This window comes from Rhizobium sp. R693 (genome assembly GCF_002211315.1).
GTDB lineage: Bacteria > Pseudomonadota > Alphaproteobacteria > Rhizobiales > Rhizobiaceae > Rhizobium.
The window spans coordinates 257,381-276,719 of sequence record NZ_LOKY01000001.1 but is presented as its reverse complement, the minus strand read 5'-3'; the positions used below and the strand labels follow the sequence as shown (position 1 = coordinate 276,719).

Sequence of the window (19,339 nt, the reverse complement as noted above, 5' to 3'; positions counted from 1 at the left end):
AGAACGGGGGGCGCGTGCAAGATCAGGTTGATCATGGGTGGTAGGGATATTTGAAAATTACTTCAAGTTTTGAAGTATTTTTCCGAAATGGGGAATATAATGAACGAAAATGATGCGCTTAATCTATCCGAGTTGAGTGACGGTCTGAGAATTCAAAATAACGGTCAGGCTGCACAAGCAGTTTCCGGGTATGCTCAAGATGTCGAGTCTGGTGATCTCCGTCAGATTACGTATTTTGAGCTCGCTCGCCTTATGGAGCGGGCAAGTAGACGGTTTTCCGGACTGATACGCGCGGCGCTCACCAAGCTTCGTGTGGATGATATTGGGCCTGCACAGGCGATGATACTACTCGCAATCGGCGATTCGGAACTTTCGGTCGCCGAGCTTCTAGAACGTGGGCATTATGTTGGTTCCAATGTTTCCTACTATTTGAAGCAGCTTGCCGACGGCGACTACATTGATCGCGTAGCCTCCCAGCGCGACAAGCGGTCCGCACGCATCAAGCTGACGGCGAAGGGGCGGCAACTGAGGGCAAATCTCCGCGATGCGGCGATGGCCTACGAGCGTGCGGTGAAACGTGGCGACCAGGATCAGCGGATGCTTGAGACGGCCTTCCAGACACTGCACGAGCTTGAGCTGGCCTGGGCCAACGGTTCACGGTTCGGCGTCTAGGCGGTGCGTGGTGCCGCGGGCCCGGCAAGGGCGGACTAGACGCGATGCATGTGGCGTTTGTTCATCGTAGGGGCTTCGGTCAGTTCGCTGCCTTGGCCGCTCAACTCGCGCAGGCGGGCAATGAGGTCAGCCTTATCACCGAGACCATAGACAGGAAGATCCCATCCGTTCGAGTCGTTCGACATCGAACGGAAGCGGGCCCGCGCGCAAGTCCGCACATGGCCCGGCACATGGCCATTCCCGATCACCACGCGCGAATCGGCCATCGTGTTGCCGAAACGCTCGACGCCATGGTGCGGCAGGGGCTGGCGCCCGAGGTTGTCGTCGGCCATATCGGTTGGGGCAGTATGATGTTCTTGAAAGACGTGCTGCCACAGGTGCCCGCATTGGGATATTGCGAGTTCTTCTACCGGTCGGAAGGCGCGGACATCGGGTTCTCCCTCGACGATCAGCCGGATCTGGAGACGCGCAAGAGGCTGCGCCTGCGCAACATCGCGCAACTCTTGTCCCTCGAGGCCATTGAGGCGGGTATCAGCCCCACCCATTGGCAGAAAAGCCTTTATCCCGCCGATGCCCAGGGGCGCATTTCAGTGTGCCACGAGGGTATCGATACAGCGCGGTTTCGACCGGACCCGACAGCTTCGGTCACGCTTGCGGATGGGCGTATGCTCTCTGCTGGCGGGCCTCCCATTGTCACCTTTGTCGCACGTGACCTCGAGCCGTACCGCGGATTTCCACAGGTTCTGGAGGCTGCCGCCAAGGTTGCGCGGCAATGTCGCGATGCACTGTTCGTTTTCGTCGGCGGAAATGGCGTCAGCTATGGCGTGCCGCCGCCTGGCGGCGGCGCCTGGAAGGACCATCTCCTCGAGACGCTGGATATGCCGCGGGAGAATATCCTCTTCCCCGGCGTGGTGCCGCATTCGGTTTTGCGGCGACTTTACCAGATATCGTCCGCGCACCTCTACTTGACCTATCCGTTCGTTTTGTCCTGGTCGGTGCTGGAGGCAATGGCGTGCGGTGCCCTCGTCATCGGATCGGATACCGCCCCTGTCCAGGAAGTTATACGCGACGGCCGCAACGGCCTCTTGGTGCCATTCTTTGACACGGACGCACTCGCAAAGGCCATTGTCGGCGCCCTGAACGAACCCGAACGCTATTTCGGGATGCGCGCAGCGGCACGCCGGACGATCGAATCTCGTTTCCGACTGGCGGACTGTCTCGATCGTCAGCGGGATATCCTTGAAGGATTGGTCGGAAAATCGCTTCTCCGTCATGTATGAGCAAAAATAATAGATTATTACTTTGATTTTTAAAGTATATCTGAACTTCTTTTCTTATATGCTGTCGAATATTATTATTGTGCGCCGCAATCTTAGTTGTTAGATTCTTGCTGGTGACGCTGCGATGATTTGAGCAAGAAACTGATTGTCTGGTGTCTTTGGGTTCGTTCCGAAATAATTCTTCAGAGGCCGTAAGTGCGAGAGTTGATGTCCTCCGGCATTGGAAAACGACAGGCGACGAGAAAGCTGATAGCGGCATCGGATCGGGATCGGTCATGCTTCGAAGGGAGCGATATCGAGCATCTCATCGTTCACCTCGAGGGGAACGGCCGCCCTCCAGCGACATTGCAGAATGCATTTCCATTGATCGCCGTCGCCTTTTCCGACGAGGGTGAGGCGGATCTTGAGGAGCGCCTGGCGCTGCTTGGATCGCTGGGGACGGTCCCCGCGGTTCCCCTCCAGCGGCTTGATCCTGTCAACAAGTCGGACAGTTTCGCGCTTCTGCGGGCGCTGGCCGAAGGTGGCGTCGGCCGGCTCGCCCAGTACAGCGCCTCGATCACCTCGGAGCTTGCGATCTTGCGCCGGGAGCGCGAAACGCTGCTGGAAAACTACCGGGTCCTTGAAGATGCGTTTCAGGCGCGAAACTGGGAGCCGGTTTCCGAGATTTTCTCCCACGATCCCTATGCCGATCCCAAGGACGACGGGATCGGGCAGTTGCTTGCCACCGCCTTTGTCGAGCAACTGCTGCCGGTATCCAGCCTTGGCGTGGCCGGGTTCGCTCTTCACCTGCATTCGGTGCCCAGGGTCAGTGGAGAACTTGTCGTCGCACTGAGCTATCTCGAGAGCGGCGAAGGGGTGGCCGAGTGGACCGTACCCTATGCGCAACTCGTGCCGAACTGGAATTTTTTCTCGTTGCCGCGTGCCTGCGGTGGGGCGGCGCGCACGCTTCGGCTGCGCATCTCCGCAACCGGACCCGAGACCGCCGGCGTTTCGCTCGGCTATCCGATCGCCGGCGAGCGCTATTCGGCGCGCTCGGAACTTCCGCATCCGGATCTCGACCTGCGCCCGCTGGCGTTCAAGGTGTTCACGGGACTGCCCGGCGTCAAGCCCGCCAGCGCACCCAACATGATTGCGCCGAGCAACCTGCTCGAAGGCCAGTTCATCGTCGATTATCGTTTGGCGGTCGACACGTTGAGTCAGATCGCGGACGTTTCGGTCACCCCCATCGTCCCGGAATTCCAAACCGTGCGGTTTCTTCCGCATGAGCACGCCATCGTCTGCCACCCATTGCCGAGCGGTATAACCGCGGGCGCGGTCAGTCGCGCCGTCGAGCCGGGAACGATATCCTTCTCGGCAAGCGCCGTTATTGATCATCCGGAAGGTCAGCCTGCGGCGGTCAGCTTCCTGCTCGCTCCGGCGAATTCGAACGCGCGTTCCGAAGTGGCCGAGCTCGCGCGAAAGGGCACGGCCAGGCCATCTGCATTCTTCAGCGGATGGCGCGAAGTCACCTCTAATCAGGTCGTCAACATCAACATCCAGTTGGAGGAGCCGGTACGCGGCCCGATGGATCTGATGATTCTGAGCCGCGCAGTGACGGGTTCGGTCGATTTCTCCTGGCTCAAGGTGTCGGGCTTCAGGCTGGTCAAGCAATCGACGGAGGCCGCCGATGTCCGCGCATAGGGAACTCCCCGATCTGATCGCCGTGGCTATGCCCCTCTATGGTCACGCGGCACTCGCCCTGGAGGCGATCGAGTCCGTACTTGCCTCGCAGCTAAGTGGCTGCCAGGTCGTCATTGTCATCTCGGTCGATGGGGATCCGCGGCATGAGACGTTCGATCAACTGTTGCTCTACGCCGCGGCCCATCCTTCCGTCCATGTCGTGATGGGCCAGAACGCCGGGCCGGGCGGCGCACGCAATCGCGCAATCGAATACGTTCTCGAGTGTTTTCCCGAGACGAAGGCGGTCTATTTCCTGGATGCCGACAATCGTGTCCTTCCCGGCACCATCCAGACGCTTTACCGGCAGCTCCAATCCAGTGGTTGCGGGTGGGTCTACACCAATATCGACACGTTTTCGGTGAGCTGGCGTGCCCACTACGGCAACCGCTATTCGCGGCTCGTCCACTGCATTACCGACAATATCTGCGACACCGGATCGATGATCTCGATCGACGTTTTCCAGACGGGTGTGCGCTTCAGCGACGACAGGCAGAACGGCTTCGAGGATTGGGAGTTCTGGCTGTCCTGCATCGACCATGGCTTCGTCGGCACGCCCTGCCACGACACAGTCTTCGAATACAGGCTGCGGGCCGAGAGCCGCTTCAAGGAGGCGAACCGAGACCGCGCCACGTCGGTCAGCTTCCTGCGCAAGCGCCACAAAACATTGTTCCAGCGACCGATGCTGGTCGATTTCGAGCATGAGGAGTGCCCGCGCTACCTGTTTGCGCGAACCGAAGATACTGCGATCTCCTTCTTCACCGATCCGACCAAGCCACCGACGATGCTTCGTCTCGACGACATCATCCCGGCATTCTGGGCCAACACAGGCGAACCCGACAATGAACACTTCCCGCCGTTCATGGTCGCCGGAAGCGGCGCGGCGCTCGACCTCCTCCGGCGTTCGCGCATGCTGCCGAACGTGCTTGCCCACCTCGAACGCTTGAGCGAGAGCAGCAACGTCGTCTTCGTCCAGCTCGCCAACGATGCCGCTCAGCGCAAGATTGAGCCGATTGATCACGGACCCGGCGGAGAACGCATCGGCTCTGCCGATCTCATTTTCCTTTCGACCCGGCTCATCCAGGACGTGGTCCAGAACAATGCGGTGGACTGGTTCGCTTCGATCGGCAGCCAGCAAGTATGGCCGACATCGACTGTTTTGAAAGTGCGCTTTCCTTTTCCAAGAAGCCTTCCGCGCCGCTCTCTCATTACGCCTCAGCAGGTGATGATCAATTGCGTCAACGCGATTGCCGCAAGTCCGCTGCGCGAGACGGCGGGCAGGCGGTGGACCTGGCGTCCGGCACGGCTCGTGCCCTACGCCGATCTGCACAAGGCGCTGCGCAAGGAAGTCGGGGGGGGGCCCGTTCTGCCGCTCGGACACAGTGACGGCAAGCGGACCGTAGCACTACTCGTTCCGAACGCGTCGTTCGGGGGGGCCGAGAAAGTCGTCTACGCGGCCGCCCGGGAATTGAAGGCGGTGGGTTACGAAACCCATCTCTTCGTGCTCGGCTCGTCCCGGATGGACGTCATCGACGAATTCGATTCCAGCTTCGACTACATTCACTTCTGGGACGCGGGAATTCCGGCCTGGGGAGGGTCGGGTTCCTTCCTGGGGCAGGACTTTATCGCCGAGGGGCATTCGGTCGACTGGGAGGCGCTGAAGGGACAGCTTTCCGGCTTCGACCTCGTCATCAACAACCACGTGATGGCCGTCCATCCGATCATCGCGCGACTGCGCTCCGAAGGCACGCGCACCGCCTGCTATCTTCACGTGGTCGACAACACGGCGTTCAAGAGGCCCGCCGGGCAGCCCTTTGCAGCGGTTGCCCACGAGCATTGCTACGATGCCTTCCTGACCTGCTCCGAACAGCTCAAGATCTATCTGCACAGCTATGGCGTCCCGCACGAGAAAGTTTTCGCCGTTGCCAATGGTGCGAGTTTCACGGTGCCGCCCAAGGCCCTGGCGGAGGTTCTGACCGTCAGGCGGATCGAGCGCAAGGATGACCGCTTGCGGCTTCTCTACATGGGGCGGCTCGATCAGCAGAAGGGCATCGATCGACTGGCGGCGACGCTCGCGGAACTGCGGGCCTCCAACGTCTCCTTCGACGCCCGGGCCATTGGCGGGGAAATCCTCGCCGATTCCAGCTTGTCTTGGAGCGAACGATTGAAGGACCTTGGCGTCGACGTGCGTCCTCCCGTCTTCGCCAGCAAGGATCTGATCAAGGCGCTGGGCTGGGCCGACATTCTCGTCATGCCGTCGCGCTGGGAGGGCGCGCCGCTGATGATCGCCGAGGCGCAGCAGCTTGGCTGCGTGCCGATCGCGACTGCGGTCGGCGCCGTGGACGAACTGATTTCCGACGGTGAGGACGGCATCCTCGTCAACGCGGCGTCCGATCCTCAGGTGGTGAGGGAGATGGCGCGGATCATCGAAGAGGTCGCGCTCAATCGCGAGAGGCTCGCTCCGCTCATGGAGGGCTGCCTGCGCACTGCTGCGCGCCGCTCATGGGCCTCCTCCTTCTCGGACTTCATCGCGTGGAGCGATCGCTCCGTTAATAACTCATCACTGTCGCGCGCCGCAGTCTTTCGCGAGCCGCCAGTGACAAATCCCGTGGTCGCGGCGATCGGCTGATTGCCGGGCCGCTCCCTGAAACAGAAAGGTCTAGTCGAATGCGTCCACGAATTCTCGTGACGGGTATTCCTGGTCACTACACGCGCCTTGCCAATGGCGCCCATGGCTTGTCCGTCTCCTATGCAGAGCGGCAGAAGCAGCCGGAATCGAAAGAGGATTTCCTGCAGGAGCTCAGCAACATCAGCAACACCGGCAACTACCTCATCGGTGAGGGCGCCCTGCGCGCGCTTGCGCCGCATGCGAAGCAGGTTCCCTTCTGGCATCTCTACAATTTGAGCAAGAACGGCAGCAGCGGGTTCGACGAGTTCAACGCCAACTTCGACATCTGCGTCTTCACCTGCGCGAACCTGTTGCGCAAGGGGCTGTCCGCCGACGCCGAGGCTGAGGTCCTCAGCCGGCTCAACATGCCGATCGTCATGCTCGGCATCGGCCTGCAAAACCGCAAGGATCTGGAAAACAATCTTCCAGAGGGAACGAAGCGGCTCCTGGCCATCTTGAAGGAGCGTGAGCACTACTTCCTGACGCGCGGCCACGAGTCGGCCGGCTTCCTGAAGGACCAGGGCTTCTCCTTCGTGCGCCCGACCGGTTGCCCTTCCGTCTATTTCATGCCGGACAACATGCGCCGGTCGATGACGAAGCTGTCGAGCGTGGAAATCGGCAAGGCGCGGACGATCTTTTCAGGTTACCTTGGCGGCAATCAGGATGCGATCCTCGACGCCAATGCGCTTGCCCCAAACGACACCGTTCCGCAATACGTCGTGCAGGACGAGTTTCTCCACTTCGACATGAAGGTGGAGCCCAACAACGAGGGGCGCGTCTATGATTCCGCATCGGGCCTGATGATCGGCAATCTGGCCTATCCCGGCACGGAGCGGGAGAAGCAGCGGTTCGAGGTTCGCACTTTCTACGACACGAACCAGTGGCGCGCCTGGGCCTCGTCGATGGACTTCAATCTCGGTCGTCGTTTCCACGGATCGATCATCGCCATGCAGGCGGCGGTGCCGAGCCTGATGGTGGCGGTGGACGACCGCATGCGCGAGATGCTCGGCTTCACCGGCCTGCCCGCCGTCGACATCACCGAGATCGACAAGGCGGAAAACCGAGCCGAGTTCGTGGCCGATCATCTGGCAAAGCTCAACACGAGCGAACTTGTCGACCGGTATTCCGACCGCGAGCGCGCCTTCCGCACCACACTTCGTGAAATCGGCATCGGACACTAGCGGCCCCCGGGGTCATCTCTTTTCGGTTCAAAGGACAGTTATGCGTATCTTGCTTACGGGAATCCCATCCTATCTGCAGCGGACGATTGCGGACGTCTCCGGCACGACCGTCATCCACCGGCCCTATTTCGACGAGGCCAGGACCAGAAAAGACCTGATCTCGCAAGTCAGAAAGATCGCCAACACCGGCAACTACCTGATCGGTGAAGGCGCGGCCGAAAGCCTGCGCGGCCATGACGTCACCTATCTGCCGTTCTGGCATCTCGCCAACAATCGGGATTCGCACGAGCTATACGAACGCGTGAACCGCGAATTCGACTTGTGCGTCTTCGCCTCCGCCAATCTCCTGCGGCCCGGCTATTCGGCCGACCTTGAAGCGGAGATCTTCGCCAAGCTGAAGATGCCGGTTGTGGTGATGGGCATCGGCATCCAGCGCAAGGAGGGTCTCAAGGAGCAACTGCCGGCTGGCACGCTGAAATTCCTGGAAGTCTTGAGAAACAAGGAAAGCTTCTTCCTGACACGCGGCTATTTCACCGCCGAGTTCCTGAGGGAGCAGGGAATGAAGTTCGTCAAGCCAACGGGCTGCCCGTCGCTCTACTTCTCGCCGAACGACATGAGGCGCTCGCTTTCGGCGCTTGCCAATCCGGGACTGGCGGAAGCCCAGAAAATCGCCTTCGGCGGCTATCTCGGCAGCGTTGCCGACACGATCGTCGATGCCCACGCGCTGCTGAAGCCCGACAGCGTCGCAAGCTATGTCGTCCAGGACGAAGTGGTTGCCTACAACCTCTTTCTGACAGGCGACGACAACGACATCGTCTATGACCGGGCGAGCGGGCGTATCACCGGGGGGACCGAGTACAAGCATTCGGAGAAATGGCAGCGGACATATGAGCTGCTGGTCTATTTCGACACGAACCAGTGGCGCACCGCGATGTCGGCGCGCGATCTCTGCTTCGGTCGTCGCTTCCACGGCTGCATTATCGGCATGCAGGCCGGCACGCCCGCGCTCATGATCGCGGTCGACGACCGAATGCGGGAAATGCTGGAGTTCATCGGCTTCCCATATATCGAGGCGGCCACTTGGAACAGGGAGGCGGACAAGCGCGCCTATCTCGCCAATTTCTTAGGCAAGATCGACACGCAGGCCGTGATTGACCGCTATAGCGCCTGCGAGGCGAACTTCCGAAATGCTCTTGGGCAGATCGGACTTTGAGCGGATGACGGGGGGCCGAAAATGCGCGCGCTACTCGCTTGCGCGCTGACAACACTGTGGGCCTTGGCCCCGGCGCCGCCGGCGGACGCGGACGATGTGCTCCCCGATCGCATCGGCATCAACCGGGTAAACCTTGCATGGCTTTCGCGCGCCGATCAGGAGCGCGTGCTGAAGGAGATCGCGGCAAGCGGCATCACCCATGTCCGACTTTCACTGTCGAGGCCGGTGGACAAAAGCATCGAGGCGCTCGAAATTGCGGACCGGCTCGGGCTGAAGATCCTGCTCGAGATCCAGCTCGGGAACAAGGACTACTATCCGTCCGAGACGCGCCCTCGCACCGGTTTCGGCCGCGTCTGGGACGTTCAACGGCTTTCGGATATCAACCTTGATCTTTACCGTGAGCACCTGCGCGCGGCGCTTCGCCGTATCGACAAGATGGGCATCCGCATCGACGCCGTCGAGCCCGGAAACGAGATAAATTACAGCACCTACAATGGCGACCTCCTCGTCTACGAAAACCCTGGGCGGCGCACGCCGCGCAGGGTTTCGGAAGTCGCAAATCGCTCGGCGTTCGAGCGCGGCCTCGACGCCTATATCGGCACCATACGCGTCACCCGGGAAGAATTGCGGGCCACGGTGCACAGCGGCGACGCGCTTCTCATTTCAGCCGGGCTTTCCGATGCCGGCACTGCCGAGGCAGATCGCCGTGGCATGGAACGGCTCGATCCCTCGTCGCTTATTTCGCTTCTGCGGAGGCGGGGGATCGATGCGCTAATCGATGGCTACGGCATCCATGTCTACCCTGGGCGCAAAGGTGACACGGCGCTTGCGCGCTACGTGAAGACGCTCCTCGATTTTTGCCAGCCCGAAGGGCAGGGCAAGCCGTGCTGGGTGACCGAATGGGGTATTGCCAACACCGCGCTTTCTTGCCCGCTCGACGACCGTGAGCGGGAAAAGGCGGTCCGCGCCGTGCGCCGCGCCTTCTCGGAAATGATGGAGAAAGGGAGGCTGGACGCGGCCTTCTACTATGACTGGGATACGCAACCGGTCTACAGCGTCTGGCGCTGCGGCGTCTTAAGCGCAGCCGGAGTCGCGGCCACCGAAACGAATACTGGCGGTGGGGTGGCAAGAGGATCGCCGTAACCGGGAACCGGCGCCAAGTCGCCTGGCTTTGATGGAGCGGGCACGCGGATAGCCCCACCTTAAGCGTTTACCTTGAGACGCCGAGCCTGAGGTGGCCAGGCCGGAGACCTGCTGGCTGGCACCGGCGTCCTTGTACCCCCAGCTTGTCGTGTCCGCCGATACGGCCGTCTCTCATAGCCGGAACGTGTCTATGGGATCAGCCCCTTTTACGAAAACAATTCCCGGAAAAGCAGCGGGCCATCCTTTTCTTCCGCAAGGGCAGCGCTGTTGGCAGCCTGGCAGAGCGCCTGGAAGGCGGACTGGTCCCCGACCCTGGTGCCGCCAAACCGCACCGTCACGGATATCTGCCGCTCTTGTCCAGCTATGAAGGTGGTTTCGTATACCCGAGCGCGGATGCGCTCGCAGATGTCGCTGACATTTTCCGTTGTGGTGCTTGGCAGATAGATCCCGAGTTCGTCGGAGGCAAGGCGGGCGACGAGATCACCATGGCGCACGGAAGAATGCACGATCCGAGCAATCGATTGAAGCAGTGTATCGGCCCATTCCGGTCCATAGCGGCGACCGATCTCATCGAAATTGCCGACCCTGACAACGAGCATGACGCCATCCGGGCTTTCCGTGGTGCTCACGCGCCTGCGGTCTATCACATGCTCGACCGAGGTCGCAAATTCGTCGGCACGCAGTGTAACTATGACGGGATCATGATGGAGGGCGTGTTGAAGTTCTATCTGGAGATCACGAAGCGCTTTTTTGCGTCGGTGAAGCGCAAATTGCAGCGGAAATGTAATAGCCGCCGATATCAACGCCACAGCGACCAATTCTGCCCAAAACGGACGTTCGGGAACAAGCAGGCTTAACAAGAAGACGACCCCGGTCATCACACCCGCCCAGGTAAGGGCGCCGAGCGTTGCATTCTTGAGATGCGGGACTATTGCGGCTGGGCGAAATTTAAATTGCAGAGTCATCGGTTAAACGGAGCTATTGCAGTGGTCGCTATATTTGACAGATTCGGCGCAAATAGCAGGTGAATTAATCTGACGGCATTTTAGGTATAGCCACTCAGAATTTTAAGGCCTGCATGGCCAAGATCTATGCGCCTGTTTAAGAAACCCATTCGCATGTTCCGCGTCGGTGGCGTTCAGGCCAAAAGAGCAGCGGCTTGTTTATAAGGATGGGCATCCCGTCGAAATTGCGATGGCGCCGCGGTCTTTCCAAACAGCACCCCGACGCATTCTCATGTTCATGCGCGGGTGCGTGCAATATTCCAGGACGTTTACGATCTGCATACCGCCTGAAGTGCTTACTTCAGGCGGTTTACTGCGTCTGCTCGACGTCGGTCAGCAGCTGATGTCATGGACGGCAGGAGGAGGTGCCGTCATCCGCAAAGGACACTGTAGGTCCTAAGCGGTAGGGCGCAATCACGTCGGCTTCGCGCCCAGCGCGTAGAGTATGCCGCGAAGCTCCGCCAGGCCGCGCAAACGTCCGATCGCGGGATAGCCTGGCGTCACATTCTTGTTGAGATCATCGAGCATGCGATGGCCGTGGTCGGAGCGGAATACGATCGTCTCGTTTGCCCGACGTTGGCGGTCTTCGGCGACAAGCTCCTTGAGAACCGCAACCATGTCGACGTCGCCCTCAAGGTGCGCGCTTTCATGGAAGGTGCGGCCATCGCCCTCGCGCTTGGTCGCGCGCAGATGCGCAAAATGAATCCGCGACGCAAAGCGACGGGCGATTGCCGGCAGGTCGTTGTCGGCGCGCACACCAAGGCTGCCGGTGCAGTAGCACATGCCGTTTGCTTCTGAAGGGACTGCTTCGAAGAGTGCGGCATAGTCGTCGGCTGTCGAAGCGATACGTGGCAGACCGAAGAGGGAGCGCGGTGGATCGTCCGGATGCAATGTCAGTTTGACACCTCGGGCTGCGGCGGCCGGTGTCACGGCCTGCAGAAATTCGATGAGGTGTTGGCGCAGCTTGGCAGCGTCGATACCGGCGTAGGCGGCGAGCCTTTCACGAAACTGCGGGATCGTCAGCGGTTCGGTTGTCGAGCCGGGAAGGGCGGAGGTTATGATCCGCGTGATCTCCGCGACCTCGGCTTCGCTCATCGCATCGAACACGTCGCGCGCACGCTTCATGTCTTCGGGAGAATATTGCTGCTCGGCGCCGGCACGCTTCAATACGAAAAGATCGAAGGCCGCGAACTTCTCATGATCGAAACGCATGGCGGTCGCGCCGCTGTCGATCACATGGTCAAGTTCGGTGCGCGTCCAGTCGACCACGGGCATGAAGTTGTAGCAGACGATAGGTATCCCACAGGCTGCAACAGCCTCAAGGCTGGCGATCCAGGCCTCGATTTCCGCCTTGGCGCGTGCGCCATTGCGCTTGACCGCATCGGGGATCGGGATGCTTTCGACGACCGACCAGCTCAGGCGCGAACGCCCGGGCGGCGTCGTTTCGATCATCGCCTGACGCTCACGGACTTCGCCTTCAGTCCAGGCGCGGCCGATGGGGACCTGGTGTAGCGACGAAACGATATTGGTGGCTCCCGTCTGGCGCACTTCGTCAAGCGTTACGGGTGCTTCCGGCCCGAACCATCTCCAACCTTGGCGCATCTATTCCTCCTTGGGGTCGTTGTCGTTGTTTGCTGATCGGCTCAGCAGAAATAATCCGGATATTGGGTGCGAAGCTCGGCGACATCAGGGATGACGGCGCCCAGATGGTGGGTCATCGCCGTGCGCGCGCTCTCCGCGTCATGGGCGGCGATCGCGTCGCGAATGAGCTCGTGCTCGTGCACAACATTGTCCATGCGCCCAAGTGCTGGCAGCGTCAGACGTCGCGCCCTGTCGATCTGAACCTTGACGGTCTTGAGGATCGTCCAGATGCCGGGATACCCGGCAATGCCGGCAATGGCCTCGTGGAAGGCCTCATCCTCCTCGTGAAATGCCGAGGTGTCGCCAAGGGCTGCAAGCGATTTCTGTCGCGCAATGATGGAATCGAGGCGGCCGATATCGGCTGCCGTCGCAATCTCGGCAGCGCGCTCCACGGTCGTGCCCTCGAGCGACTTGCGAACGACCACTGCCTCGGGAATTGCCGAGACCGGCACCCGCGAAACGACGGTACCGGATTGCGGGTAGATATCGACAAGACCGCCTTCCGACAGTCGCAGCAACGCTTCGCGCACCGGTGTGCGGCTGACCGCAAACTCTTCGGCAATCCGCTTTTCCTGCAACTGCATTCCAGGTGGTATCCGCAAAGCAAGAATATCCGCGTAGAGCCGATCGAAGATCGCGTCGGCCGTCGTCACGCGGCGAAGCTTCGCTGGCCTTTCGGCTTCGGAAGGCATGGCCGCCGGAACGGGAACAACTGCTGCCTGCATAAGGTGCCCTGACGTTGACTTGTTTGTGCATACTAGTATATCAATTTATTGCGACTGCCAAGAAGCGCCGTGGAGGAATGGTGTTTTTGGCAATCATTTCAGGAGGTTTCACACAGTTTGAGACAAGGTTCCGGTCCCCTGCAGCGATCGGCCGAAGACGCAACCACACCGAATTGGCGGCGTCCGGCAACAAGAGGAGGAGAAACAGAATGAAAGTCACCCGCAGAACATTTGTCGGTACCGCGGCGGGCGCCGCTGTCGCAACCATGCTGCCCTTGAAGGTCTTTGCCCAGGCGAAGAAACCGGCAAGCCCGGTCACCATCACGATTGCCGACGTTGCCGGCAACCTGGCGCTGACGCAGAAAATGTTTGAAGCCTATGCGGCCGAAAAGGCCGACTGGGTCTCCAGCTTTGCCTTCACGAAGGCGCCGGCACCTGAGCTGCCTGGCAAGATCAAGGCGCAGCAGGCGGCCGGCAAAGTCGATATCGATCTCGTTCTGACCGGCACGGACGCACTGTCTGCGGGTCTTGATCAGGGCCTCTGGATCGATCTCTCAGCACATAAGTCGCAGCTTCCCAACCTCGAGCAGATCCTGCAGCCGCAGGCTTTCAAGATGCAGGCTCTTGCCAAGAATGAGGGCGTTGTCATCACCTATTACCCGTCCGGCCCGCTCATCGAATATATGCCCGACAAGGTGCCCACACCGCCAAAATCGGCGCAAGAACTGCTTGACTGGGCAAAGGCCAACAAGAACCGCTTCATCTATGCCCGGCCGGCCAATTCTGGCCCTGGCCGTACCTTCCTCATGGGACTGCCATATCTCCTTGGTGACAGCGACCCGCGCGATCCTGCCAAGGGCTGGGCCAGGACTTGGGACTATCTCGCAGCGCTTGGCGAACACATCGAGTACTATCCGACAGGAACCGGCCAGGTGATGAAGGAACTTGGCGAGGGGACGCGCGACATCGTGGTTTCGACGACAGGCTGGGACATCAATCCGCGCGCGCTCGGCATTGTTCCAGCCGAGGCGAAGGTGCAAAAGCTCGATGGCTTCCATTGGGTCACCGATGCCCACTATGCCGTGATCCCGAAGGGTGTCTCGGACGAAAAGACCGGCGTGCTGATCGACGTCCTCAACTATATCCTGCAGCCAAAGCAGCAGGCGATCGCCTACGACGCCGGCTATTTCTATCCGGGCCCGGCCGTCAAGGACGTCACCCTCGAGATGGCGCCGCAGGAAAGCCAGGACACGATCAAGGAGTTCGGCCGGCCGGAATATGCCGACTGGATCGCCAACAATCCCCTGGAGGTTCCGCTTCAACCGAAACAGCTCGTTGAAGCCTTCCGCATCTGGGACGAGAAGATCGGCGCCAAGAAGGGCTGATAAAAGGACATCGGCCGGCCCGGGATTGCGCCTCGGGCCGGCAACCTCATTTTGCAGATGGAGATTGGTTTGACCTCGGTTTCGAATGCCACCGCGCCGATGCGCAAGACCGCACGCCTGGAACTCGATGGGATGCGTCGCGCATTCGGAGCGTTCAATGCCCTGAACGGCATCGATCTTGCAATCGAGCCAGGAGAATTCGTGGCCCTGCTTGGCCCATCCGGCTGCGGCAAGTCGACGGCGCTCAACTGCATCGCCGGCTTGCTGGCCCTGACCGGCGGCGAAATTCGCCTTGGCGGCACACGCATCGACCAGCTCGAACCCGAGCGCCGTGGCTTTGGCATGGTCTTCCAGAGCTACGCACTGTTTCCGCATATGAGCGTGCGCAAGAACGTCGGATTCGGCCTTGCCATGCAGGGCATCAAGGGTCCGCAAGCCGATCAGCGCATCCGCGATGCCCTGGCGCTGGTGCGCCTTGAAAGTCAGGCCGAGAAGTTGCCGGGTCAGCTCTCCGGTGGCCAACAGCAGCGCGTGGCGATCGCCCGCGCCATCGTCATCCGTCCCCCGATCGTGCTGATGGACGAGCCGCTGTCGAACCTCGACGCGAAACTGCGGCTTGAGATGCGCGCCGAAATTCGCGGCATTCACGACCAGATCGGCTCCACGACCATCTATGTTACGCATGACCAGGACGAGGCGCTGTCGCTTGCCGATCGCATCGTCGTCATGAGCCAGGGCAATATCGAACAGATCGGCTCGCCGCAGGATCTCTACCAGCGCCCCGTCAATGTCGAGGTTGCGGATTTCATGGGCTTCAGGACGCGTGTTGCGGGCCGCATTACGCGCGTCTCAACCGAAGAGGCTGAGATCGAGGTCGCCGGCGCGAGGCTCGTCGGCACGATGCGCTCGCCGCTTAGCGTCGGCGACGCAGCCATCCTGTCCGTTCGCCCGGAGGATCTTGTCGCTTCAAGCGGCGAGGGGATCGTCGCCACCGTCAGCAGCATGGAGTATCGCGGGCGCGCTTTCTTCGGCATGGCGCGGGCCGCGGACGGTTCGGAACTCTATTTCCGCGCAGATGAGCCGTTGGCGCGCGGCGCGTCGACCAGGCTGCAACCGGCCGTCGGTCGGGCGCTCGTCTTTGCAGGGAGAGCGGGATGACCGGCCCATCGCTACAAACACGACTTGGAGCCCGAGGTCTCGATGGCACGACGCTCCTGCTCTTGCCAGGGCTGATCTTCATGCTCGCGCTCTTTGTCTACCCCTTTCTTTATGGGGTTGCCGTTTCCCTCATGCCGAGGGAGGGCGCGTGGTATGCCAACTACACGAAGTTCTTCAGCGATCCATTCCAGTACCGGACCATCGCCGCGACGCTGTGGCTGGCGCTGCCGGTCACCGTGATCAACCTCGCCTTTGCCGTGCCGGTGGCGCTGCGCGTGCGCCTGATGCGCAGGCAGCGGCTGCTTACCACCATCCTCGTCTTGCCCATCACGCTCGGCACGGTCTTCGTCGCCGACGGCCTGTTGACGTTTCTCGGTCCGCGCGGCTGGTTCAATCATACGCTCTTGATGCTCGGCATTCTCGACGCGCCGGTGAAGCTCACCAACAATTACTGGGGCGTCTTTGCCTCGCTTCTGATCACCGGCTTTCCCTTCGCCTTCCTGTTGACGCTGTCTTACGTCACCGGCATCGATCCGGCGATTGAGCAGGCCGCGGCGACGTTGGGTGCTGGACCGCGCCAACGCTTCTTCCGCGTCTTTCTGCCGCTTCTCGTCCCGGGGCTTGCCGTCACCTTCTGTCTCGCCTTTGTTCAGGCCTTCGCAGTCTTTCCTTCTGCTGTGCTCTTGGGAGCGCCCGCCGGCCCGACCCGTGTCATCTCGATTGCGGCCTATCAGGCAGCCTTCGAGCAATATGATCATTCGCTCGGTTCGGCGATTGCACTGATCATGGGCGGCGTGGAACTGGTCGTCGTGCTGGCGGTAATGGCCACACGTTCACTCTTTTACCGCGGCCCGGCCGGCGGAACGAAAGGCTAGTCATGATCCGAGATCAGGGCCTCACCTCGAAGATCTGGCGCTTTTCCATTTGGGCGCTGGCCATCCTCTTTGTCCTCAATCTGCTTGCAGTCATCGCCGCCGTCATCGTCAATTCCTTCGCGACGCGCTGGCTTGGCACATGGCTGCCTGCCGGCTGGACGACGCGCTGGTATTTCAGCGCCTGGAAGGAATTCCAACTATCGAGCGTCGTTCTCGTCACCTTCGAGATCGTCTTTACGGTCGTCTTCATCTCCGGAATTCTCGGCGTCACGACTGCTTATGCGCTGGCACGCCGCGATTTTCCCGGAAAGCGTCTGGTCGTTTTGCTGTTCCTGCTGCCGTTGCTCATTCCGCCGCTGACCTACGGCATCCCGCTCGCAACCCTCCTTTACCAGCTGGGGCTTGGCGGCACCTTCTGGGGCGTCGTGTTGATCAACATCGTGCCGTCGCTACCCTTTGTCGTTCTCGTCATGATCCCCTTCATCGAACAGATCGACCCGCGTATCGAAGCCGCCGCACGGGTGTTTGGTGCAGGCACGACGAGCCTTTTCGTCCGTATCCTGCTGCCGCTGCTTCTGCCGGGGATGCTGGCCGCACTGTTGCTTGTGCTGGTGCGCACGATCGCGATGTTCGAGTTGACCTTCCTGATTGCTGGGCCAACGACGCAAACGCTGGTGGTATCACTCTACTACGCTGTCTTTGCCTCCGGCGTTCGTGCCGGGCAGTCGATCGATGCAATGGCGGTGGTCTATATGGTCACGACATTGTTCTGGCTCATTCTCGCCTTGCAGTTCGTGAACCCGACGCAGATCGTTGCAAGGGCAAAACAGCAAAGCGCCCACTAGTTCGGGTCTTGTCAAATGCAGGCCGCCTCCTCCTTAGAAAGAGGCGGCCTTGCGGCGGCGCTATTAGCAGCGCGCCTCATACCTGCGGCCGTACCGATCACGGTAAACACAATAGCCGCGGCGCTCGGTCGAGCGTCCGATCAGAGCGCCTGCCACACCGCCTGCAACAGCGCCAATGGCTGCGCCGCCCCAGCTGTGGCTGACGGCACCGCCGATGATGGCGCCCGTGCCCGCTCCGATTGCCGTGCCCTTTTCGGTGGCCGTGCACGACGCCAATGCACCCATAAATGCGCCAACCAGAATAATTTTTCTCATCTGACACTCCTACCATTATGTCTTTGGTTTACCGGACCAGAACTAAGGCCGCAGTCTTTGCGTTCCATCGGACTTAAGTCCGACGCACCTTTCCTCTGCATCTCTTTACTTTAGTCTCCCCCGGCCGCGCGGCAAGAGAGCCATTTGTTGTCAAATGACCTCCTCGGCCCTGAAAACCTCTGTTCACAACGCATTCCCGAAGGCTATACCGGGGCGACGCCCAAACATCGAATGGACCTGCCATGACCGATACCGTCCTCGATCGCTTTCTTCGCTATGTCGTTATTGATACCCAATCGGATTCGGCATCGTCGACGCAGCCGTCGACCATGAAGCAGAAGGAGCTCGGTCGTTTGCTGGTCGACGAACTATTGGCAATGGGCCTATCCGATGCGCATCTGGACGAACACGGCTACGTCTATGCGACCGTTGCCTCAAACACCGACAAAGCGGTTCCGATCATATGCCTTTGCTCGCATATGGACACGGCACCCGACTTCACTGGAAGAAACGTGAAGCCCCAGATCGTGCACAATTATCAGGGCGGCGACATTCAGCTTTCCGGTGACAGGAAGCAGGTCATAAGGGTCAGCGACAACCCGGCGCTCAACGACCAGATTGGCAACGATATCGTGACGACCGACGGAACGACGCTGCTTGGCGCCGACGACAAGGCAGGCATTGCCGAGATCATGACGGCAGCGCAGATCCTCGTGAGTAATCCGGATATTAAGCACGGAACCATCAAGTTGCTTTTTACACCGGACGAGGAGATCGGCCGCGGCGTCGACAAGGTGGATCTGGCGAAACTTGGTGCCCAGTTTGCCTATACGATGGACGGCGAAACAGCCGGGTACGTCGAAGATGAGACGTTTTCGGCCGATGGCGTCGAGATTGTCATCGAGGGTGTTGCCATCCATCCGGGCTTTGCCAAGGGCAAAATGGAAAATGCGATCAAGATCGCAGCTGCGATCATCGACCGGTTGCCGAAGTATGCCGCACCCGAGACGACCGAAGGACGAGAAGGGTTCATTCATCCGACCAGCGTGACCGGCTCGATGGAAAAGGCGGCCATCAGCCTCATCGTCCGCGACTTCGAGGAGGCAGGTCTCCGCGACAAGGAGAAGCGTCTTGAAGCCTTGGTACAGGAGGTGATGGCCGCCTATCCCGGTTCTTCCTACACTTTCGTCGTCAAGCAGCAGTATCGCAATATGAAGGTCGTGCTCGATCGCCATCCTCAGATCGTCGAGAACGCTGTCGAAGCCATCCGGCGAGCCGGCATGTCGCCCATCCGTGGCAGCATCCGAGGTGGAACGGACGGGTCGCGTCTCTCCTTCATGGGATTGCCGTGCCCGAACATTTTCGCCGGAGGGCATGCCTTCCACTCGCCGCGCGAATGGATCAGCAGGCAGGACATGGAGAAGGCCGTCGCCACCCTCGTCGAACTTGCAAAGCTATGGGAAGAGCGAGCTTAGGCTGCGAAGAAGGTTGTCCACTTGTAACGACCGGGTCGCGTGT

At 60.4% G+C, this 19,339-nt stretch carries 16 protein-coding genes; 12 read left to right on the top strand and 4 right to left on the bottom strand.

Annotated features, from left to right (window positions below; translation table 11 throughout):
• The first annotated feature begins 99 nt into the window (after nucleotides 1-99).
• The 7 genes from ATY79_RS01340 (at nucleotide 100) to ATY79_RS01310 (ending at nucleotide 9,873) form a co-directional block, all read left to right on the top strand.
• A complete protein-coding gene (locus ATY79_RS01340) occupies nucleotides 100-672 on the top strand; it encodes a MarR family transcriptional regulator (RefSeq protein ID WP_088702738.1) in 573 nt (190 codons plus the stop codon).
• A 44-nt stretch (nucleotides 673-716) separates the two neighbouring features.
• Complete coding sequence (locus tag ATY79_RS01335) at nucleotides 717-1,952, top strand: glycosyltransferase family 4 protein (protein ID WP_088702737.1); 1,236 nt, start codon at nucleotides 717-719, stop codon at nucleotides 1,950-1,952.
• Between the two features lie 207 nt (nucleotides 1,953-2,159).
• Nucleotides 2,160-3,632 (top strand): DUF6212 domain-containing protein, encoded by a 1,473-nt coding sequence (locus tag ATY79_RS01330; RefSeq protein ID WP_088702736.1) that lies wholly within the window; start codon nucleotides 2,160-2,162, stop codon nucleotides 3,630-3,632.
• Nucleotides 3,619-6,297, top strand: coding sequence for a glycosyltransferase (locus ATY79_RS01325; protein WP_088702735.1), 2,679 nt, complete (start codon nucleotides 3,619-3,621; stop codon nucleotides 6,295-6,297). The genes ATY79_RS01330 and ATY79_RS01325 overlap by 14 nt, the downstream gene beginning before the upstream one ends.
• Nucleotides 6,298-6,335: 38 nt before the next feature.
• On the top strand, nucleotides 6,336-7,517 hold the full coding sequence (locus tag ATY79_RS01320) for a polysaccharide pyruvyl transferase family protein (protein ID WP_088702734.1): 1,182 nt from the start codon (nucleotides 6,336-6,338) through the stop codon (nucleotides 7,515-7,517).
• A gap of 40 nt (nucleotides 7,518-7,557) precedes the next feature.
• Nucleotides 7,558-8,730 (top strand): polysaccharide pyruvyl transferase family protein, encoded by a 1,173-nt coding sequence (locus ATY79_RS01315; protein WP_088702733.1) that lies wholly within the window; start codon nucleotides 7,558-7,560, stop codon nucleotides 8,728-8,730.
• 21 nt (nucleotides 8,731-8,751) lie between these two features.
• Entirely contained in the window at nucleotides 8,752-9,873 is a 1,122-nt protein-coding gene (locus ATY79_RS01310; RefSeq protein WP_189637938.1) for a glycoside hydrolase, read from the top strand.
• Nucleotides 9,874-10,079: 206 nt separating this feature from the next.
• Here ATY79_RS01310 and ATY79_RS01305 read toward each other — a convergent pair whose 3' ends face one another.
• The 3 genes from ATY79_RS01305 to ATY79_RS01295 form a co-directional block, all read right to left on the bottom strand.
• Nucleotides 10,080-10,751: a GGDEF domain-containing protein gene (locus tag ATY79_RS01305; RefSeq protein WP_245312290.1), complete on the bottom strand. Its 672-nt coding sequence runs from the start codon at nucleotides 10,749-10,751 to the stop codon at nucleotides 10,080-10,082.
• Between the two features lie 540 nt (nucleotides 10,752-11,291).
• The gene (gene uxuA, locus ATY79_RS01300) at nucleotides 11,292-12,479 is read right to left on the bottom strand and encodes a mannonate dehydratase (RefSeq protein ID WP_088702731.1); all 1,188 of its coding nucleotides are present in this window, start codon (nucleotides 12,477-12,479) and stop codon (nucleotides 11,292-11,294) included.
• Nucleotides 12,480-12,520: 41 nt separating this feature from the next.
• Complete coding sequence (locus ATY79_RS01295) at nucleotides 12,521-13,243, bottom strand: GntR family transcriptional regulator (RefSeq protein WP_088702730.1); 723 nt, start codon at nucleotides 13,241-13,243, stop codon at nucleotides 12,521-12,523.
• A gap of 209 nt (nucleotides 13,244-13,452) precedes the next feature.
• Between ATY79_RS01295 and ATY79_RS01290 the strand changes: the two genes are divergently transcribed.
• The 4 genes from ATY79_RS01290 to ATY79_RS01275 are packed head-to-tail and all read left to right on the top strand — an operon-like array spanning nucleotide 13,453 to nucleotide 17,506.
• On the top strand, nucleotides 13,453-14,628 hold the full coding sequence (locus ATY79_RS01290) for an extracellular solute-binding protein (protein WP_088702729.1): 1,176 nt from the start codon (nucleotides 13,453-13,455) through the stop codon (nucleotides 14,626-14,628).
• Between the two features lie 57 nt (nucleotides 14,629-14,685).
• Nucleotides 14,686-15,786 carry an ABC transporter ATP-binding protein gene (locus ATY79_RS01285; RefSeq protein ID WP_088702728.1) on the top strand — a complete coding sequence of 367 codons (1,101 nt, stop codon included), beginning with the start codon at nucleotides 14,686-14,688 and terminating at the stop codon, nucleotides 15,784-15,786.
• Nucleotides 15,783-16,661 carry an ABC transporter permease subunit gene (locus tag ATY79_RS01280; RefSeq protein WP_088702727.1) on the top strand — a complete coding sequence of 293 codons (879 nt, stop codon included), beginning with the start codon at nucleotides 15,783-15,785 and terminating at the stop codon, nucleotides 16,659-16,661. The genes ATY79_RS01285 and ATY79_RS01280 overlap by 4 nt, the downstream gene beginning before the upstream one ends.
• A gap of 2 nt (nucleotides 16,662-16,663) precedes the next feature.
• Nucleotides 16,664-17,506, top strand: coding sequence for an ABC transporter permease subunit (locus ATY79_RS01275; RefSeq protein WP_088702726.1), 843 nt, complete (start codon nucleotides 16,664-16,666; stop codon nucleotides 17,504-17,506).
• 63 nt (nucleotides 17,507-17,569) lie between these two features.
• Here ATY79_RS01275 and ATY79_RS01270 read toward each other — a convergent pair whose 3' ends face one another.
• Nucleotides 17,570-17,821, bottom strand: a complete 252-nt coding sequence (locus tag ATY79_RS01270) for a YMGG-like glycine zipper-containing protein (RefSeq protein ID WP_088702725.1) — start codon at nucleotides 17,819-17,821, stop codon at nucleotides 17,570-17,572.
• Between the two features lie 242 nt (nucleotides 17,822-18,063).
• Here ATY79_RS01270 and pepT point away from each other — a divergent pair, with 242 nt between their 5' ends.
• Entirely contained in the window at nucleotides 18,064-19,296 is a 1,233-nt protein-coding gene (gene pepT / locus ATY79_RS01265) for a peptidase T (RefSeq protein WP_088702724.1), read from the top strand.
• The last annotated feature ends 43 nt before the right edge of the window (nucleotides 19,297-19,339 follow it).

Excerpts from the sequence above, each read along its gene's own strand:
- ATY79_RS01340 (WP_088702738.1), top strand. The coding sequence starts at position 100 with ATGAACGAAAATGATGCGCTTAATCTATCCGAGTTGAGTGACGGTCTG.
- ATY79_RS01280 (WP_088702727.1), top strand. The coding sequence starts at position 15,783 with ATGACCGGCCCATCGCTACAAACACGACTTGGAGCCCGAGGTCTCGAT.
- ATY79_RS01315 (WP_088702733.1), top strand. The coding sequence starts at position 7,558 with ATGCGTATCTTGCTTACGGGAATCCCATCCTATCTGCAGCGGACGATT.
- ATY79_RS01325 (WP_088702735.1), top strand. The coding sequence starts at position 3,619 with ATGTCCGCGCATAGGGAACTCCCCGATCTGATCGCCGTGGCTATGCCC.
- ATY79_RS01320 (WP_088702734.1), top strand. The coding sequence starts at position 6,336 with ATGCGTCCACGAATTCTCGTGACGGGTATTCCTGGTCACTACACGCGC.
- ATY79_RS01290 (WP_088702729.1), top strand. The coding sequence starts at position 13,453 with ATGAAAGTCACCCGCAGAACATTTGTCGGTACCGCGGCGGGCGCCGCT.
- ATY79_RS01335 (WP_088702737.1), top strand. The coding sequence starts at position 717 with ATGCATGTGGCGTTTGTTCATCGTAGGGGCTTCGGTCAGTTCGCTGCC.
- ATY79_RS01330 (WP_088702736.1), top strand. The coding sequence starts at position 2,160 with ATGTCCTCCGGCATTGGAAAACGACAGGCGACGAGAAAGCTGATAGCG.
- ATY79_RS01295 (WP_088702730.1), bottom strand. The coding sequence starts at position 13,243 with ATGCAGGCAGCAGTTGTTCCCGTTCCGGCGGCCATGCCTTCCGAAGCC.
- pepT (WP_088702724.1), top strand. The coding sequence starts at position 18,064 with ATGACCGATACCGTCCTCGATCGCTTTCTTCGCTATGTCGTTATTGAT.
- ATY79_RS01305 (WP_245312290.1), bottom strand. The coding sequence starts at position 10,751 with ATGACCGGGGTCGTCTTCTTGTTAAGCCTGCTTGTTCCCGAACGTCCG.
- ATY79_RS01310 (WP_189637938.1), top strand. The coding sequence starts at position 8,752 with ATGCGCGCGCTACTCGCTTGCGCGCTGACAACACTGTGGGCCTTGGCC.
- uxuA (WP_088702731.1), bottom strand. The coding sequence starts at position 12,479 with ATGCGCCAAGGTTGGAGATGGTTCGGGCCGGAAGCACCCGTAACGCTT.
- ATY79_RS01275 (WP_088702726.1), top strand. The coding sequence starts at position 16,664 with ATGATCCGAGATCAGGGCCTCACCTCGAAGATCTGGCGCTTTTCCATT.
- ATY79_RS01285 (WP_088702728.1), top strand. The coding sequence starts at position 14,686 with ATGGAGATTGGTTTGACCTCGGTTTCGAATGCCACCGCGCCGATGCGC.
- ATY79_RS01270 (WP_088702725.1), bottom strand. The coding sequence starts at position 17,821 with ATGAGAAAAATTATTCTGGTTGGCGCATTTATGGGTGCATTGGCGTCG.